The organism is Acinetobacter populi (assembly GCF_002174125.1).
Lineage (GTDB): Bacteria > Pseudomonadota > Gammaproteobacteria > Pseudomonadales > Moraxellaceae > Acinetobacter > Acinetobacter populi.
Genome location: NZ_NEXX01000005.1, coordinates 97,991 through 116,411, shown reverse-complemented (window position 1 = coordinate 116,411; position 18,421 = coordinate 97,991). Strand labels below are relative to the sequence as shown.

17 protein-coding genes are annotated in these 18,421 nt (G+C 37.9%); 12 read left to right on the top strand and 5 right to left on the bottom strand.

The window, feature by feature from the left end; genetic code table 11:
- Positions 1 to 2 precede the first annotated feature (2 nt).
- Positions 3 to 1,358: an outer membrane beta-barrel protein gene (locus CAP51_RS13310; protein WP_087621250.1), complete on the bottom strand. Its 1,356-nt coding sequence runs from the start codon at positions 1,356 to 1,358 to the stop codon at positions 3 to 5.
- A gap of 450 nt (positions 1,359 to 1,808) precedes the next feature.
- On the opposite strand from CAP51_RS13310, the gene CAP51_RS13305 reads away from it, so the two are divergent.
- The 6 genes from CAP51_RS13305 (at position 1,809) to CAP51_RS13280 (ending at position 7,253) form a co-directional block, all read left to right on the top strand.
- Positions 1,809 to 2,300 (top strand): cupin domain-containing protein, encoded by a 492-nt coding sequence (locus CAP51_RS13305; protein WP_087621249.1) that lies wholly within the window; start codon positions 1,809 to 1,811, stop codon positions 2,298 to 2,300.
- A gap of 13 nt (positions 2,301 to 2,313) precedes the next feature.
- Entirely contained in the window at positions 2,314 to 3,318 is a 1,005-nt protein-coding gene (locus CAP51_RS13300; RefSeq protein ID WP_087621248.1) for a hydroxyquinol 1,2-dioxygenase, read from the top strand.
- Positions 3,319 to 3,372: 54 nt separating this feature from the next.
- The gene (locus tag CAP51_RS13295) at positions 3,373 to 4,905 is read left to right on the top strand and encodes an aldehyde dehydrogenase family protein (RefSeq protein ID WP_245809167.1); all 1,533 of its coding nucleotides are present in this window, start codon (positions 3,373 to 3,375) and stop codon (positions 4,903 to 4,905) included.
- Positions 4,905 to 5,981, top strand: coding sequence for a maleylacetate reductase (locus CAP51_RS13290; protein ID WP_087621396.1), 1,077 nt, complete (start codon positions 4,905 to 4,907; stop codon positions 5,979 to 5,981). Before CAP51_RS13295 ends, CAP51_RS13290 begins: the two co-directional genes overlap by 1 nt.
- Positions 5,982 to 6,063: 82 nt before the next feature.
- Complete coding sequence (locus CAP51_RS13285) at positions 6,064 to 6,915, top strand: dioxygenase family protein (protein ID WP_087621247.1); 852 nt, start codon at positions 6,064 to 6,066, stop codon at positions 6,913 to 6,915.
- 2 nt (positions 6,916 to 6,917) lie between these two features.
- Positions 6,918 to 7,253, top strand: coding sequence for a Rieske (2Fe-2S) protein (locus CAP51_RS13280; RefSeq protein WP_087621246.1), 336 nt, complete (start codon positions 6,918 to 6,920; stop codon positions 7,251 to 7,253).
- Positions 7,254 to 7,462: 209 nt separating this feature from the next.
- On the opposite strand, the gene CAP51_RS13275 is transcribed toward CAP51_RS13280, so the two are convergent.
- Positions 7,463 to 7,822: a nuclear transport factor 2 family protein gene (locus CAP51_RS13275; protein ID WP_087621245.1), complete on the bottom strand. Its 360-nt coding sequence runs from the start codon at positions 7,820 to 7,822 to the stop codon at positions 7,463 to 7,465.
- 162 nt (positions 7,823 to 7,984) lie between these two features.
- Here CAP51_RS13275 and CAP51_RS13270 point away from each other — a divergent pair, with 162 nt between their 5' ends.
- The 3 genes from CAP51_RS13270 to pcaF all read left to right on the top strand — a co-directional run bounded on the left by CAP51_RS13270 (position 7,985) and on the right by pcaF (position 10,604).
- Positions 7,985 to 8,656, top strand: a complete 672-nt coding sequence (locus CAP51_RS13270) for a 3-oxoacid CoA-transferase subunit A (RefSeq protein WP_087621244.1) — start codon at positions 7,985 to 7,987, stop codon at positions 8,654 to 8,656.
- A gap of 19 nt (positions 8,657 to 8,675) precedes the next feature.
- A complete protein-coding gene (locus CAP51_RS13265) occupies positions 8,676 to 9,332 on the top strand; it encodes a 3-oxoacid CoA-transferase subunit B (protein ID WP_087621243.1) in 657 nt (218 codons plus the stop codon).
- A 63-nt stretch (positions 9,333 to 9,395) separates the two neighbouring features.
- Positions 9,396 to 10,604 carry a 3-oxoadipyl-CoA thiolase gene (gene pcaF, locus CAP51_RS13260; protein ID WP_087621242.1) on the top strand — a complete coding sequence of 403 codons (1,209 nt, stop codon included), beginning with the start codon at positions 9,396 to 9,398 and terminating at the stop codon, positions 10,602 to 10,604.
- Between the two features lie 168 nt (positions 10,605 to 10,772).
- On the opposite strand, the gene CAP51_RS13255 is transcribed toward pcaF, so the two are convergent.
- On the bottom strand, positions 10,773 to 11,723 hold the full coding sequence (locus CAP51_RS13255) for a LysR family transcriptional regulator (RefSeq protein ID WP_087621241.1): 951 nt from the start codon (positions 11,721 to 11,723) through the stop codon (positions 10,773 to 10,775).
- A gap of 628 nt (positions 11,724 to 12,351) precedes the next feature.
- Positions 12,352 to 13,254 carry a LysR family transcriptional regulator gene (locus tag CAP51_RS13250; protein WP_087621240.1) on the bottom strand — a complete coding sequence of 301 codons (903 nt, stop codon included), beginning with the start codon at positions 13,252 to 13,254 and terminating at the stop codon, positions 12,352 to 12,354.
- Positions 13,255 to 13,423: 169 nt separating this feature from the next.
- On the opposite strand from CAP51_RS13250, the gene CAP51_RS13245 reads away from it, so the two are divergent.
- Positions 13,424 to 14,872 (top strand): aldehyde dehydrogenase family protein, encoded by a 1,449-nt coding sequence (locus CAP51_RS13245; RefSeq protein ID WP_087621239.1) that lies wholly within the window; start codon positions 13,424 to 13,426, stop codon positions 14,870 to 14,872.
- A gap of 66 nt (positions 14,873 to 14,938) precedes the next feature.
- Complete coding sequence (locus CAP51_RS13240; RefSeq protein WP_087621238.1) at positions 14,939 to 16,039, top strand: NAD(P)-dependent alcohol dehydrogenase; 1,101 nt, start codon at positions 14,939 to 14,941, stop codon at positions 16,037 to 16,039.
- A 373-nt stretch (positions 16,040 to 16,412) separates the two neighbouring features.
- On the opposite strand, the gene CAP51_RS13235 is transcribed toward CAP51_RS13240, so the two are convergent.
- On the bottom strand, positions 16,413 to 17,612 hold the full coding sequence (locus tag CAP51_RS13235; RefSeq protein WP_087621237.1) for an MFS transporter: 1,200 nt from the start codon (positions 17,610 to 17,612) through the stop codon (positions 16,413 to 16,415).
- 386 nt (positions 17,613 to 17,998) lie between these two features.
- Between CAP51_RS13235 and CAP51_RS13230 the strand changes: the two genes are divergently transcribed.
- On the top strand, positions 17,999 to 18,403 hold the full coding sequence (locus CAP51_RS13230) for a cation efflux protein, CzcI-like (RefSeq protein ID WP_087621236.1): 405 nt from the start codon (positions 17,999 to 18,001) through the stop codon (positions 18,401 to 18,403).
- Positions 18,404 to 18,421: the final 18 nt, after the last annotated feature.

Genomic DNA, 18,421 nt, shown 5'->3' with positions numbered 1-18,421 from the left:
GATTAAAAAAAGAAGGTCAAATCAACTGAATAACTAAATTGATTGTCATATTGGCCTTGAGTTAAAGGAGGTGGGGTATCTTTATCCGCACCAAATGGTTTGGCTTTTCCTGTATACCAGTCATAACGAATTTCTGGACGTAAACGTAAATATGGAACAGGTGACCAAGCAATATTGCTGGTTAAGGCTTTGTATTTGCCGGCATAAGGCAACATTACGTTTACGCCATCGGTGTCAAAATATTCTCCTCGTAAAGAGGTACTAAGTTGGGTGTTGAATTTATGCTTATAACTTAAATTTACGCCTGACCATGAGGCATCTACACCTCCATTTGAGAGAGAAGTACTTGGTATTTGATTGAGTATATCTGCAAATAACGACTTCTCTTGGTAGCCATAAGACGCTTCCATGGCTAAACTATTTTTCTCATCAATATCGTGTGAAATAGTTAAATAAGATTGAAAACGTTTTAAGGAACTATCACTGGCAAGTGCAGAACTGGTTGGGATTGGTGATCCACATAGACAACTGGTAACAGAATCATCTGTACTATTTCCATAAATATTCTCAAAATCTACCCATGTTTTAAAATCTGCACTGCGCCAACGTAAGTTGGCAATTAAACTCCAATTGTTATGGATGTCCTGCCAATTGTTATATCCACGAACCAAGCCCAGTTCATAGGAAAGTTTTGACGTAGTGGGATTATTTAGGAGATGGCTACTCCATAGCACACCTGTATGTTTTGCTGGTCCATGTACAAAACTATAGGTATGTGTATAAAAGTTAGCTGGTGCAGGACTAGGTAGTGCAAAACCTATTTCATGACCAAGCGGTGAATGAAATAAACCAATTGTCAAATTACTTCCATTGAAATAAGGCAGATAAAAGTCTAAGTAGGCTTGTGTTAAGGTTGTGTAATAATCCGTACGGTCAAAATTACCTAATTTATTAATCGACCAATCATCATCTAAACCATACGTTCGAAAAAAAAAGTTATCCGCACCATACATCGCTGTAATATTAAAGCCCCAATCGAAATCTTTCGGCATTTCAACTGGAATTGGGCCCACACGGCTAATTAAATTACTCTTGATTTTTTTTTCGACCATAATTCCCATTTGATCGAGAGTAAAGCCATCTGAATGTCTAAATACCGTGGCTGGTGCCAATTGTTTGCCATGATTACTGTCAGCAACGCTTGCCTGTGCCCAACCTGTAATCGTGATATTTTCACCTTTGGTAGCATCAGAATGAAAAAGCCAACCTTGGGCCAGATTTTCATCCGCATACGAAGGGACGCCATAAAGTAAAAATGGTGCTGCAATTACACCTAATGTCAATAGAGTATGTTTCATATCGTTCTCAACTGGACTACCTTGTCCATTAGCTAATTATTAATATTGTTCGCATATCTGCTTCAATCATGATGCGAGTATTCATAATTAAAGAATAAAATAAGCATGTCAAGCAGGTAAAAAATGAGAAAAATAATATCTTAATAATTGCTATTAATCTATGGTGTTAAATATTTTTTGATTTCATAAATATTAAATATTAAATGTTGGTAAAAAATAATTTAATAATTATTAGTATCTTATATATTTAAAGCTTGTTGTTTTTATATTTTAAATTTAAGGTGTTAAATATATTTTTAGGTGGTTTTTAATATTTTATTATTGTGAATTTTATAATAAAAAATATTGTTCGCAAATAACGAACATTGTTGTCGTTAAAATAACCATTGCTAAGTTTTTAGGTTTGACTTAATTTCTAAACATGTCATGGAGACTCGCAGGAAAAAAGTAATGAATACTTATACAACCAAATTTGGAAGTTTGGATAACTACGAAAAAGGAAATATCCAGCTTATACAAGGTAAAGCTTCAAACTATGTATTTTCTAATATTTTTGAAGTTGCCAAAAACGCAAAGCCCTATGATAAAACGATTGTAGGGATTAATCAAAAATTCGTAATTGAGACGATTAGAGCAGAAGGGACATCAAGTTGGTTTACTTGCTCACATGACGAATTTGTTATTTCAATGGATGGTGAAGTACGAGTTGACTTTTTAAAATTAAATGAAAGTGTCGATATACAAATAGAAGGAACTCAATTGGCTGGATCTGAGCCAAATGGACAACCTATGGGATATGTGGTTTTAAAAGAGGGACATCAAGCTATTTTACCAGCCGGAACCGCATATAGATTTGATAGCCAGAAACCCACAACACTTCTTTTACAAACGATCCATGGTCCACTTTCTTTAGAAAAGTGGGACGAAATTTGCTTGAAATAATAGGAGATAAAGGATGAACTCTTTGAATAAAAATTTTGCAAGTGAACTAGTTGAAGTTTTTGATGAAAATGCTTTAACTGGTTACAAAGGTTTTAAATTAGGTAATTTCCTTTTTTCTCGCGATGAATACTTTGCGAAAATCACATGGACTGCAAAAGGGCAAGAACACTCACATTTAATGTCCGTAGATGCATTCTTACGTGCAATTATGCGTGATGTTGCATGGGGTTTTTTCTATGGCTGGGTTAACTTTGATCATGTAATTGGTACGCAAAATCATTATGGTAGCGTGGACATGTACGCCGGAACGTTTAATGGTGTACTGAGTGCAGCGGGTGTCGATTATGTTGAGAATTTTGAAACACCTAAAATTATGGCAACGTTCAAAGCCATTTTACATGATTGGGTGAATGAAGGTTTTGATCCTTTTGCAGCACCTGAAGAAACTGGTAGTGCGTTTGGTCGTAAAAACGGTAGTAATGTTGATGCTATTGATCGCTATCGTATTTCTACAAAGCGTATGCCAGGTTTGAATGGAGATTCCCCTTTAAGAGATGATTTGCCCGTTAATCGCCATTTCCATGATGTTCCTCAAGATGAACCCCTTGTGCATTGTGAGCGTGGATTTGAGGGAGAATTGAGTGCATTTAATGTTTTTAAATATATGTCTCGATCCGATGTAACTTGGAATCCCTCGGTGACGTCAGTTTGTAAAGAAAGTTTATTTTGCCCGACCACTGAAGAATATATCTTACCTATTATTCATGGTAATGACCGGGTTGAATGGTTTTTACAGTTCTCGGATGAAATTACTTGGGATATTTCAGATAAGAATGATGGTAGCCCATTAGCTAGAATTATTATGAAACCAGGTGATATATGTGCAATGCCTGCAAATATTCGTCATCAGGGCTACTCAACTAAGCGTTCTTTACTTTTGGTTTGGGAAAATGCCACGCCAGATTTACCAGAGAAATATGCTTCAGGTGAGTTACCACCTTATCCAGTAAATTTTTAAAATATCAATAGAGGCTGATCGTTTGGTCAGTCTTAAAAACATTAAGGTTCAATAATGAATACTCACATAAATTTTAAAGAAAATCTTGCAGCTGAAAATATAGCAGGCATGAATATTAACACACAGTTATTTATCAATGGAAAATTTGTTCCAGCAATTAATGGTGGGACGATAGATGTTTTGAATCCTGCCAATGGTCAAATTATTACCAAAATTGCCGCAGCAGAAGCAGAAGATGTAGATGTGGCAGTCATTGCAGCACAAAATGCATTACCCAAATGGCTAGAAACTTCAGCAGCAGAACGAGGGAGATTATTGCTTAAGTTAGCTGATTTAATTGAAGAAAATCTAGAAGAATTAGCATATCTGGAATCATTGGATACAGGACATCCAATACGCGATTCACGTCGTCTGGATGTGCCACGTACAGCAGCCTGTTTTCGTTATTTTGGCGGTATTGCAGATAAGATTGAAGGTAGTGTGGTCCCGGTGGAACAAGGTTTTTTGAACTATGTTCTGCGTGAACCCATTGGTATTGTCGGTCAAATTGTACCGTGGAACTTTCCGTTAATGTTTACCAGCTGGAAACTTGGTCCCGCATTGGCAGCAGGGAATGTTGTGGTGATGAAGCCTTCAGAAATTACACCACTATCAACCTTAAAAATAGCTGAGTTGATTAAACAGGCTGGCTTTCCTGATGGTGTAGTAAATATTGTTCCGGGATATGGACATACGGCAGGCCAGCGCATGGCTGATCACCCTGATATTGGTAAGATTTCATTTACTGGCTCCACACAGACTGGACGAAATATTGTTAATGCATCTTCGGGTAATTTAAAGCGAGTACAACTGGAGCTTGGCGGGAAGGGGGCTAATATCGTTTTTGAAGATGCCAACATCGAGGCTGCGGTAAATGGTGCTGCATGGGCAATTTTTCATAATCAAGGACAGGCCTGTATTGCAGGATCTCGTCTAGTTTTACATGAAAGTATTGCAGATCAGTTTTTAGAAAAGTTTATTGATTTAGCAAAAAGTATACGTTTAGGTGATCCATTGGATCCTGATACTGAAATGGGCCCATTAACATCACAGGCCCATCGGGATAAAGTTTTATCTTATGCCAAAATTGCGCTAGAACAAGGCGGTAAAGTGCTAACAGGCGGTATTGTACCAAATGACGATAGCCTGAAACATGGTTATTACGTTTTACCTACTATTGTTGAAGCCAAATCTGATGATCGAGTTGCTCAAGAAGAAGTCTTCGGACCTTTTGTGACGGTTTTACGTTTTAAAGATGACAAGGAAGCATTACAAATTGCGAATAATACAGAATATGGTCTGGGAAGTGGTTTATGGACCAATAATTTGCAAAGAGCGCATAGTTTTGCCAAAAAAATTAAAGCTGGAATGTGCTGGATTAATAGCTATAAGCGTGTCAGTCCAGGAAGTCCTTTTGGTGGTGTGGGTAAATCGGGGTATGGCCGTGAGATGGGCTTTGAAGCGATTCATGATTATACCGAGGTGAAATCGGTATGGGTAAATGTTGATGCTCAAATTCCACCGCATTTTAAACGAGATGACTCATGATAAAAGATTTTCATTATTTTGCTTTGCCGATTGAGGTGTATTTTGGTGTTGGTGAGTCAAACAGGATTAAAACCATTTTGCAGGAAAAAGGTTTTACTTCTGTTCTGGTAATTACTACCCCAGAACAAGAGGAGGACGGGGTGAAACTGGCACAGCAACTCGGTTCTTTGGTATGTGACGTTTATCCTAAAGCAGTAATGCATGTACCTGTAGAGGTGGCAAATAAAGCAATTGAGGTAGCGATTGAAAAAAAAGCAGATTGTTGTTTGGCATTGGGCGGTGGTTCGACTATTGGTTTGGCCAAAGCGATTGCGCTTAAAACGGATCTCCCTATTGTTGCAATTCCGACAACATATGCGGGCAGTGAGATGACAACCGTATATGGACTGACAGAGAATAAAATAAAAACAACAGGCAAAGATTTAAAGGTTTTACCAAAAGTTGTCATTTATGATCCAGAATTGAGTTTAACGCTACCTGCGACTATTTCTGCAAGTTCAGGTATGAATGCTATGGCGCATGCAATAGAGGCTTTATATGCAAAAGACAAGAATCCTATTATTAGCATGCTGGCAATAGAGGCAGTTAAATCTTTAAGTCAGGCATTACCACAGATTGTTAAAAATCCTGATGACTTAACTGCCCGTAAACAGGCGACATATGGGGCTTGGCTGGCCGGAATTTGCTTAGGTTCAGTTGGTATGGCGATTCACCATAAAATTTGTCATACCTTAGGCGGTACATTTGACTTGCCACATGCTCAGGCACATGCGATTACATTGGCATATTCAATACATTACAACCGTAATGCAGATATTGAAGCTATGGATCGTCTAGGAGACGCTTTGGGGGTAAGTAATCGTGAACACGTTGGTTTGGCTATCTACCATTTAAATCAGTCTTTAAATATCCCTTTAGCACTTAAAGATATTGGTTTGCCAGAACAAGGACCTTCAGAAGTTGCCCGCATTGTTTGCGACAATCCCTATTACAACCCTCGTGATTATGACTATGAAGAGTTATTAGATCTTTTATCCAAAGCTTATCAAGGATTGCCGCCCGTTGAGGATAAATAGCCCGTGATGAAGAAAAGACATACCCTATCGTAGTCCTTATTTGCTACGAATAGCTAAGTCATACCAGAAAAAGGAATTTATTATGAGTGTGACAATACAAGCAGTTCAGAGCTTTCAATGTATCTCTGACGCACGTCACCGCACTTTAATCACAACACTGGTGCAAAAATTGCACGACTATGTTCAGGAAGTGCAACTGACAGAAACTGAATGGTTGCAGGCTATCCAGTTTTTAACCCAGACAGGTCAGCTTTGTCATGAACAGCGGCAGGAATATATTTTGCTCTCTGATGTGTTAGGTATTTCCATGTTAGTCGATGAAATTAATCATCAAAAGAATGAAATACAAACGCCGTCAACCGTTTTTGGCCCATTCTTTGTTGAAAATATGCCTGTAAGGCAGTATGCCGATAGTATTGTGATGGAAGATGAAGAACTATCTATTCCTTTATTAATTAAAGGAAAAATTAGTAATTTACGAGGTGAAGCCATTGCCAATGCATATGTTGATGTCTGGCAAACCGCAGATAATGGGATGTATTCCGGTCAAGATCCCGAACAACAAATCGATAATTTACGTGGCGTATTTGTCAGCCAAGGGAATGGTGCTTATGCGATAAAGTCTATTTTACCTGTTAGTTATCAGATTCCGTCAGATGGTACTGTTGGGAAGCTTTTGAGCTATGCCAAACGCACATTCTGGCGACCTGCCCATATTCATTTCAAGATTGTTGCTGAAGGTTATCAATCATTGGTGACGCATATCTTTCTAGAAAATGATAAATATTTGGAAAATGATGCGGTATTTGGTGTAAAAGATCGTTTGATTGTTCGCCATCAACTAAAACAGCCTGACGATCAAAGTAAAACCTTATATGGTCTTGATCGGGACTATTATTTAATAGAATATGATTTTGTTCTTTCGGAGAGCTGAAGATGGTGACTCCGATCCAACTCTGTGAGCAGAAAGATTTCCAGCAAAATATCTGCCTTCGGGTAGAACATCCGGAAGATCAGAAAAAAAGTATTGTGGTGATTAAAGGCCAGGACGGCTTTTATGCCTATGAAAATGTCTGTCCGCATTTTTCAGTTCAATTGGATTACAAACCTGGAATATTTAGTACTTATGAAAACCAGTTGATTATGTGTGCACATCATTCCGCCATGTTTGATATTCGTACCGGAGAATGTGTAGATGGTCCTTGTAAAGGACATTCATTGACTGCGATACAGATCGAGATAAATGAAGGCGTTGTCTTTTTCAAAGGTTAGCGTATAGAACACGCTAACTTTTTGTCATATGTCAGGCATTAAGCAGGGTCGTCAAATTCTCCAGAATTGGATTTTTCATACTCTGAGAAATCCAGTTTGGTAAAGCGAGTATCCTGTATGGGGAATATGCAGGAAAAAATCGACATGAATACTCTAGATTCCTGCATTTGCAGCACGATATATCACATTAAACTTGACAGTCCTAGGCGTTAAAAGGGAGTCGCTTGATAGATCATTAACTTCAGTTGTTCCTGCTCTTTCTTCCAGATTGATAGTGCCCGATTTTGTAAAGTACGAGGTTTTTGATCGACCAGTAAATTGGCATGAAAATTGGCAACCACAATGATGCAATCCTGCATTTCGATCACATTAACAATATCGTAATCAATCTGTTGATAATCATAATAACCAGCCTGCAATTTGTTCATAAAAGATGACAAATCATCAACTGCTCCGCTGGTATGCACGTAACGTAAATTTTGATCACAGATAGCAGCAAAATGATCATATTGTTTATTAATTAAGCTATTAAATCGGTTTTTTTCCATTTTACGAACTTGGGCTTCCATGTCTTTGACTCTTTTTACTAAATTCCACCTTTTATCATACTCAGTTTGAATGTGATTGATTGTTCTAAATTACTGAACATTGTTTTTGTGGTTTAGCTGCTAATTTATATAAGTGAACACAATACAATAGTCTTAAAGGAGTTTATAAATAATGGATGAATTATGATCGATAAAACGAATGCTTCTTTTAGAGAGGTATTGTCTCAGATTAAAGATGGTTCCACTATCATGATTGGTGGCTTTGGTAGCGCTGGACAACCTGCTGAACTGATAGATGGTCTGATTGAGCTGGGCATTAAGGAACTGATTATTGTTAATAATAATGCCGGAAATGGTAACTATGGGCTAGCTAAACTTCTTAAGGCAGGTTCGGTTAAAAAAATCATCTGCTCTTTTCCTCGTCAGTCAGATTCTTATGTGTTTGATGCATTGTATCGTGCGGGAAAAGTTGAACTAGAACTAGTCCCACAAGGTAATTTGGCGTGTCGTATTCAGGCTGCCGGAATGGGATTAGGTGCAGTATTTACCCCAACTGGCTTTGGTACTTTGCTTGCCGGAGGTAAAGAAGGCCGTCATATCGATGGTAAAGATTACATTCTGGAGTATCCGATTAAAGCAGATTTTGCCTTGATCAAAGCTGCTAAGGGTGATCGTTGGGGCAATCTGGTTTATCGTAAATCTGCCCGCAATTTCGGTCCAATTATGGCAATGGCTGCCACAATTACCATTGCACAGGTTTCTGAAGTGGTTGAGTTAGGAGAACTAGATCCTGAACACATTATTACCCCGGGTATCTTTGTCCAACACGTTGTACAAATAAAACCCGCACAATAAGACAATGAGGAAAAAAACCATGAGCTACCAAAAACTCAGCCGTGATCAAATTGCCCAGCGTGTGGCACAAGATATTCCAGATGGAGCCTATGTTAATCTAGGCATTGGTTTACCCACCAAAATCGCCAGTTATTTACCCTCTGACAAAGACGTTTTTCTTCATTCTGAAAATGGTGTATTAGCATTTGGTCCACCACCAAACAAAGGTGAAGAAGATCCCGAATTGATCAATGCTGGCAAAGAATTTGTGACTATGCTACCAGGTGGGGTGTTTTTCCATCATGGCGATTCATTTGCCATGATGCGAGGAGGACATATTGATATTGCTGTGCTTGGGGCTTTTCAAGTTGCAGAAAATGGTGATCTTGCTAATTGGCATACTGGTGCATCTGATGCCATTCCTGCAGTCGGAGGGGCGATGGATTTAGCTGTGGGTGCCAAAAAAGTATTTGTTACTACCGATCATGTCACTAAACAAGGTGAACCAAAAATCGTTAAAGAACTGACTTATCCTCTAACAGGTAAATGTTGTGTAGACCGTATTTATACCGACTTATGTATCATTGATGTGACTGCTACTGGATTAAAAGTGATTGAAAAGCTGGAAGGTTTAAGCTTTGAAGAGTTACAGACACTAACAGGTGCTATGTTAGTGGATGCAACGGAATCACTATAATCGTGCTTTTTTTAAAAGGAATTTTTTCTCATTAAAAGATGAAACAAAAGGATAAAATGAATTATGCAAAATGCTTATATTATTGATGCAATCCGTACACCATTTGGCCGTTATGCTGGTAGTCTTGCACAAGTACGCGCCGATGACTTAGGTGCAATACCGATTAAAGCCCTGATTGCACGAAATCCGGCAGTGAACTGGCAACAGCTTGATGATGTGATCTATGGCTGTGCCAATCAAGCGGGCGAAGACAATCGCAATGTCGCACGCATGTCTGCACTTTTGGCAGGTTTACCATATCAAGTACCAGCTACCACCATTAACCGTTTATGTGGTTCATCTTTAGATGCAATTGCGATTGCTGCACGTGCCATTAAATCAGGTGAGGCTCACCTAATAATTGCTGGCGGCGTAGAAAGTATGAGCCGCGCACCTATTGTGATGGGGAAAGCGGAAAGTGCCTATAGTCGTAGCCAGAAAATCGAAGACACCACCATGGGATGGCGTTTTATCAATCCTAAACTCAAAGCATTGTACGGTGTGGATACAATGCCACAGACTGCCGAGAATGTAGCAGAACAGTTTAATGTGAACCGCGCTGATCAGGATCAGTTTGCCTTGACCAGTCAACAACGTACTGCAAGTGCACAAGTCAAAGGCTTTTTTAGCAAGGAAATCGTGGCAGTTGAAATTCCGCAATCTAAGGGAGATCCAGTAATCATTGATACCGATGAGCATCCACGTGCTTCAACCACACTTGAAGCTTTAAGTAAACTTAAACCTGTGGTCAAAGTCAATGGTACAGTAACAGCAGGTAATTCGTCAGGTATTAACGATGGTGCAGCAGCACTTTTGATTGCCTCTAATGAAGCGATTCAAGTATATAGTCTAAAACCTCGTGCCAAGATTATTGCATCAATAGCAGTAGGCATCGAACCAAGAATTATGGGCTTTGCACCAGCACTGGCAATTAAAAAAGTATTGAAACAGGTCGATTTGACCTTAGCACAGATGGACGTGATTGAGTTGAATGAAGCTTTTGCTGCACAGGCTTTAGCCACTACTCGGGATTTAGGTTTGGCAGATAACAGTGAGAAGGTAAATCCGAACGGTGGAGCGATAGCATTGGGGCATCCACTCGGTGCATCAGGTGCAAGACTGGTCACTACAGCGTTAAATCAACTCGAACAATGTGACGGACGTTATGCCTTATGTTCAATGTGTATAGGGGTTGGACAGGGTATTGCACTGATTATCGAGCGTGTTTATTAGACAGCGTTAAAAATTGATTTTTCATCATAATAACGGATGTGAGTTCCATTGTTTACAAACTTCATATGGTTAATCTTGTGAAACACTTGCATAGTAATACTACTCACGCATTGATCAAGTCGAGCATGACAAAATTATTCAGTCCAAAAAATTGAATGCTTTCATTTATTATTGAAAGTATTTGATTTGTTCCGAAATATGATTTTTTTCAATTAGTCTGATATCCCAATCAGGGATTATATCTAATTGTTCAACTAAAAAATCAATTAAACCCCTAATCTTGGATATATTTTTAGAGTTTGATGGAAATACGGCTCGTAAACTATAATTAGATAAGGGGAAATTTTTAAGAAGAGTTATGAGTTTTCCATTAAATATACTTTCTTGTGCAACTAATGTAGGTAGACAACCAATTCCTCCATGATTTAAAGTAAAATCACGCAGTAAATGAATAGAAGATGATTGAACTTTGGCATTTAAATGAATATCTTCGAATTTGTCATTTATTAAAAATTGCAGCTTATTTCGGGAAGGGTAACCTGAATAATATCCTAGAGAAAAATTTTGAAGTTCATTAGGGTGGTTCGGTTTACCAAATTTCTCAATAAACTGTGGTGTTGCACAAATTACTCTATTGACATAAAAAATTTTTCGATCGATTAGGTTTTCGCTATGTGGTGGAAACATTTGAAATACCACATCAAATCCTGATGAAATAGGGTCTATAATTTTGTCATATACCTCTATATCCATATCGATATTAGGAAATCTTTCTAGAAATACAGTCAAATATTTTCCAAAATAGTCAATTGCAAAACCGGGTGCCATTAGAATTCTTAATTTCCCATGTAGTGCTGATTTAGAATTTGACATCTGATTAGCCAAAAATTCAAATTTGTTGATCAGATCGGCACATTCTTTGTAATAGGTTAGACCAATGTCTGAAAGACGAACAGAGCGTGTACTTCTAAAGAAAAGAGGGGAATCCACGAATTTTTCTAATTGTTGAATTCTGGCGGTAATCACTGAACGAGTTACTCCTAGTTGTTCGGCAGCTTTAATAAAACTACCACTTTCAGCAACTCGTACAAATGCTTCCATGCATTGTAATTTGTCCATTATCTTACCTAAGATTTTTTAAGCATCCCAGATATATTACAATTGTTTTTTAAAAAAATATATTTAATTTTTACTACTAAAAATTTATATATTTCTATATAATCATACTGAATAGTTATCAAAATTTTAGGCATATATTACTCCTGATTTATCTAGTCATAATCTCATAGAAAGAAGTGCTCATTAGAAAGTTGTTTATATTTTAATTTGTAAAATATCTTAACTGTTTGCTCGGATTTTTAATTTTATTTTTTTATATATGAATTTAATGTAATATTAGTCTGAATTATTTAAAACGGTATTTCAGTATTTGATCTATTAAGTTTATTATGAGAATATAAATTTTTTTATGTTTTCTAAGTGAAGATGATATGATAAGAAAAATCTAAAATAAATTATGTGGTAATTTGAATTTAATATATCACAAAGATATTAGGTAACTTAATCTATGAAATGAACATAAATGTTTTTCGGTAAAAATTTAGACCGTATATTATTGCTCTTTATCATCATTAAATATGTATATAATTAGAATCTAAAGATATTTAGATCCATCGGATTGATAAAGATATCGAAAGTCTATAATAATTTTTTCTTAACCAGTAATTTGCTTATTGATTAATAAAAATTAATCTTTAATCTTAATTTTTTTCATTATAAAATCAATAAAATATCTAAATTTTGGTTGCGTATAATTATTCCTTAGATATACCATATATAAATTCTTATGCAGTGGATTAAATTTATCCAAACATTCAATGAGTGTTCCCGAGGCTAGATCCTCCCGAATATCCCAATTCAATTTATATGCTATACCCATTCCATCCAATGCCCATTTATGTATGATTTCACTGCTATTGCTGGTTAAGTGAGGTGTAACTTTTATGACGGTATTTTTGCCAGAATCCATAAACGGCCAGTCATTAAATGTATGTCGATTTCTAATTAAGCAAAGGCATTGATGATCAGTCAAATGATGCGGATTTTCTGGCTTTCCAAATTTTTGAAAATATTCAGGAGAAGCACAATAGATCTTTTGACCCCGAATGATGGGAAGCGAAAAATAATCTGCTTCTAAGGGCACTTCAATTTGAAAGGAAAAATCAAGTTCTTGCTCCATTAAGTCTACTCTGGAATCGGACAACAATAATTCTATTTTTAGATAAGGATATTGTTCTGCAAACTCTGTAATCCAGCCTGCAAGGTGTTGTTTTCCAAATTGATTCAGTGAACCAATGCGTAATTTCCCGGTGAGAAAATCTTGTTCACTTTGTAAAGTGTTTTCCATATTCTCAATCAGCAAAACAATTTGCTGAGTTTGTTCCAGAAAGTATTGACCTTTCTCAGTCAGTTTAAAACGTCGAGCATTGCGGTCAATCAGTTTCACCCCTAGTCGCTGCTCCAATTGTGACAAACGGCGACTCATAGACGGTAAAGAACTTTCCATTAATATTGCAGCACGCGTTAAGGAGCCAGCTTCTACAATTTTTAAAAAAAACTCTAAATCACTCACTTTATCATAAGTACTCATACTTTCACCTTATGAAACATAAGCTCTCATTTTAGCCTACTTTATCTTCATTAATATGATTATTATTATCTTAATTCAAAATATAGAGTGCTTAATTTTGAATTTTTAGATATTAAAATTTATCTATACATTACGGAATGGATTTGAGTGCCTTCAAGGAGAACTGCATATGTCACTAGTTCATATTACTGGTTTTATCAATGGCGAATTTTTGCCTATGTCCAACCAGCTTCAACCGGTATATGATCCGGGAAATACTACCAATCAAATTGGCACAATTAGTAATACCCCTCTACATGATGTGGAAAATGCCGTCAAATCTGCTCATCAGGCTTTTTTAAAATGGAAAGATACATCAATTCAAGAAAGACAGGATCTTTTAAAAAAGGCTTCTGAGCTTATTTTTCAGCAAAAAGATAAGTTAAAGGAATTATTGGTGTCAGAGCATGGTGGTATGCTTTGGGAAGCAGAAACCGATTTTTATTTAGGTTCTGGTGTGATGAGTATGTATGCTAAGGCACCACATGATATTTTGATTCCAAAAGAAATAGCGGAAGACACCGGATGGATCCGCATCCATAAACGACCTAAAGGTGTTATCTCTGCAATTGTTCCTTGGAATATGCCGATTGTATTAACCATGATGAAACTAGGGCCACTATTATTGGCTGGTAATACAGTCGTATTAAAACCTTCTCCTTTTGCCGCATTGGCATTGACTCAGTTATTGGCCAAAATAGCGGAAGTTTTTCCAAAAGGTGTCATTAATGTTGTACATGGTGATGCAGATGTTGGCAACCTCATGACCAGCCATCCACTGGTTCGTAAAGTTGCATTTACTGGCGGAACTGCAACAGGTGCAGCCGTTATGGCAAGTGCAGCCCAATCGATCAAGGACGTCACGCTTGAGCTGGGCGGAAATGATGCCGCAATAATCCTAGAAAATATTGATTTTAAAGCTATTCTTCCTAAGTTATTAAAGGGTGTTTTTACCCGAAGTGGACAAATTTGCTTTGCAGTGAAGCGTATCTATGTACCGAGAGATAAGCTTGACCTTTATTTCGATCTTTTATGTGAGGAAGTGGATAAATACAAGATTGGGCATGGTTTAGATGCAGAAGCAAGTTTTGGCCCACTCAATAATAAAAAACAGTGGTCAATCGTGCAAAAATTTATTGAAAATGCAAAAGTATCTGATCAGTGTGAAGTTCGAGAATTAGGACAAAAAATCAATCCAGAACAATGGGATCAAGGGTACTATATTTTACCGCATGCAGTTAAAACCATGGAAAATTCATTAGAGATTGTTCAACTTGAACAATTCGGACCGATTATTCCACTGATTGGCTATGAAACTGTAGAACAAGCGATTGAATATGCCAATGATAATGAGCAAGGTCTATGTTCATCCGTTTGGTCGGACAATATTGAACTTGCCTATGAAATTGCAAAAAAAATAGAGGCGGGTAGTACCTTCATTAATAGTCATAGTTTTGATTCCTTACAACTCGGTATGCCATTTGGCGGCGTTAAACAAAGTGGTATTGGACGGGAACTGGATATTAATGAAACATTGAAATCTTATCTGGAACCGCACTCAATTCGTTACATTAAATAAAATTTGAGTGAATTAATATATTATTTGGCTAAATGCTAAATGATAACGACGTTTAAGGAAAAATATATGAAAATCAAAGCTGCACTTGTGAAAGAAAAAAATCTTCCCTTGGTTATTGAAGACATCGAAATTGATGAACCGAAAGAAGATGAAGTACTGATAAGAATCGTCGCATCCGGTATCTGTCACACCGATGCGGAATCTATCAAAGGAAATGGCGCTCCGTTCCCAGCAGTATTAGGCCATGAAGGTGCTGGTATTGTTGAGAAAGTTGGTTCTACCGTTACCAATATAAGCGTTGGAGACCATGTGGTTTTATCCTATTCTTATTGTAATGCTTGCTCTCAATGTCTAACTGGACATCACAATTTATGCGTTCGTACGGTTGAACTTAATTTTGGTGGGAAAATGCAGGACCATACTTATCGACTGCATAAAGATGGTCAAGCTTACTCAACTTTCTTTGGACAATCTTCTTTTGCCACCTATGCTGTAGCCAATAAACATAATGTTGTAAAAGTTGATAGAAATGTTGATTTAAAATTATTAGGGCCTTTAGGTTGTGGGATACAAACAGGTAGTGGGACTGTGATGAATAGCCTACATCCTGAGCCAGGAACTTCCATCGCAATCTATGGATCTGGTGCCGTAGGACTAAGTGCAGTAATGGCCGCAAATCTTTTAGGACTCAAAGATATTATCGTGGTAGATATCCATGAAAATCGTCTTGAATTGGCCAAAGAGCTAGGCGCTACGCATGCTTTAAATAGTAAAAATCTAAATGTAGTCGAGGAAATCAAAAAAATTACAGATGGCGGTGTTCATTATGCGATTGAGACGACAGGTGTTCCCGTGGTCATTAAAAATGCAATAGATGCCTTAAGAGTTGCAGGGAAAATCTCCATTGTTGGTATGGGCGGTGACGTTACTTTAAATTTCACCAATGATATTTTAATGGAAGGTAAAACGATTGTCGGCACCATACAAGGAGATTCTACGCCTCAAATACATATCCCGAAAATCATTCAATATTATAAGGAAGGGAAATTCCCTTTTGATAAACTGGTCAAATTCTATGACTTCAATGCAATTAATCAGGCATTTGAAGACTCGAAAACAGGTATCACAATTAAGCCAATTGTTGTCATAGACGAACAGTTTAGTTAGAAGGTTAACTAGACTTAAAACACAATTATTTTAATACCTGATGATCAGTACAGTATCTCATTTTTAGACATACTGTACTCAATCTATGCCAGCCAGAACCCGAGCTGATCGTTCCATATTTTGTAAAATGATTATTAGTTTAAATTTGGGCTAAATTCTTATCAGCCCAAATTTATTTACATTAATTAAGATCACTGTGAGATATTAAGACCACAACACATTTTCCTTGATGAGTTGTTTTAGTATTATAAAATTTCAACTACTCATGCGGACTTGTTTGTAAATATTTTAAGATGTAATACGGTTTTTTGCTGAAAGTAGCTCGGTTGACTTAGAAGCATAAAAAATTCATATGTTGCCTAATCCTATCTTGCTAGACATAGCGAGTACGACCTGCCAGTACAGCAAAGATAATTTGTATCAAGGCGGCGACTAATAAGACCGATAAAGGAACCTGCCAGTTGCCACTTATGTCATGTAACCAACCTGTCAAAAACGGACCGATAGATCCTAATCCGTATCCGACACATTGTGCCATCCCAGATAGTGCACCGGCTTCATGATGATCTCGTGTGCGTAATCCAAATAATGCCAGACAGGTGACCATTGACATACCTGCACCTATACCTGCGCACAGCAACCACCAAAAGGCAAGCGTTGGTACCAGTAAAAGTCCCAGCATTCCAATTGCGATGGCAATGGAACATATAAAACCAAGAAAACGCTGATCGTTAAATCGCTTGATTGCTATTGAGGTCATCAAATTGGCGACAACAGCAATGGCCTGATAAGCAAAGAGATAAGTTCCCGCCTGAGTTGCCCCAATACCAGCTTCTTTGACGATGCTAGGAAACCAGTCAATTACTGAATAGAAAACCAGCGTATGTAAAGCCATGAATATCGAAACTTGCCAGGCAATTGCACTTCGCCAAATATAGCTATGCGTTTTCCCAGTAGCGTTTGGAGACAGAATCTGTGATCGAGGTTGTATTATCTGTGGTAACCAGATCATCAGTGCCAGAAGGGCAAGGACAAACCAGATTCCCAAGGAAAAACGCCAGCCATATTCGGTCAAATCTGCCAAGGGAGCGGCGATACCACTGGCAATAGCCGCCATGAGTGCCATTGTTGCTGCATACAACCCAATGCATAGCGCTGTATGTTGGGGGAAATCACGTTTTACCAGCGGAACCACCAGAACGTTGGCAATAGCGATCCCAATACCAATACATGTGGTACCCAGCCATAGACCCGGAACACTACCATCGGAACGGAAGAAGCAGCCTATTGCAATGACAGCCAAAGCTGTGAAAAGGGCACGTTCGAGTCCAACACTGCGACTTAGCATGGGTGCAAGTGGAGATAGCACTGCAAAACATAGCAAAGGCAACGCATTAAGTAGACCGGACTGGGTGAGATTAAACCCGAAATCTTGCTGTAACAGTGACAGGACTGGACCCAGCGATGTAATCGGCGCCCGCAGATTGGCCGCGATCAGCAGAATGCCAACAAGGAGAAAAATAGAAGAAGCAGAAAATTTAGCGCTGGAGGCTGAAGAAGTAGATATCGTCATAACACCACATACAGAAATGGGGAGATTTTTCTCCCTGATCTGCGTTGGTTGACGTTAACGCTTACGCAAAGCGCTCGAATGTGCGCAATGTCTGCCACAAATATTAGCAAAGCACCTTAGATAATACAAGTCTTCAATGTTGGCGGAGAGTACACGATTGACTTTAATTACCGAAAAAAAACAGCAATGACTATTTTTCTAAGCTTTCCCTCCCTTGCTAGGCCTAGGCCATGGTCATAAGTAAATGGAGAGTCATAGTTGTGAGTGTTTGTTGGTAGCATCAGGATTAATATAAAGTATTGATGGATAGTGCCTACACTGCACTTTACAAACGCTATGAATGATATTATAACGTTAGACTATTATGGTTTTGGCTGTAGCTTTATTTGAAACGAATTTCTGTTTTTATCACAATTTTAGCAAGCTTGTTAATGTTCCAAAGTTTATGGAATATTGCAGCGGCTTTTTGTGTGCACGAAAATACAGAACACGTTGTACATACCCAGCATTTTGGACATCATCAAGTTTTGTCTTCTTGTCAGCAAGACCCTGAATACGCTTCAAAACAGGATAATCGTTCGGTGCATGCTCAAATTGATCTTGAAGATCATGCTGATCATTTGCCTTCTTTTGCCCATATTGTGATTTTAGAGCATCATTCTGAGTTGATGCGGGCAGAACAATTTAGCTTGGTACGAAAACAAAATTATCTATGGTCAAACCTTTATCAATCACCTGATTTAACAGGACAAAATCCTCCTCCTTTATTCCCCCCGCTATTGGTGGGGTAGCCAAAAAAAATCCCGCCA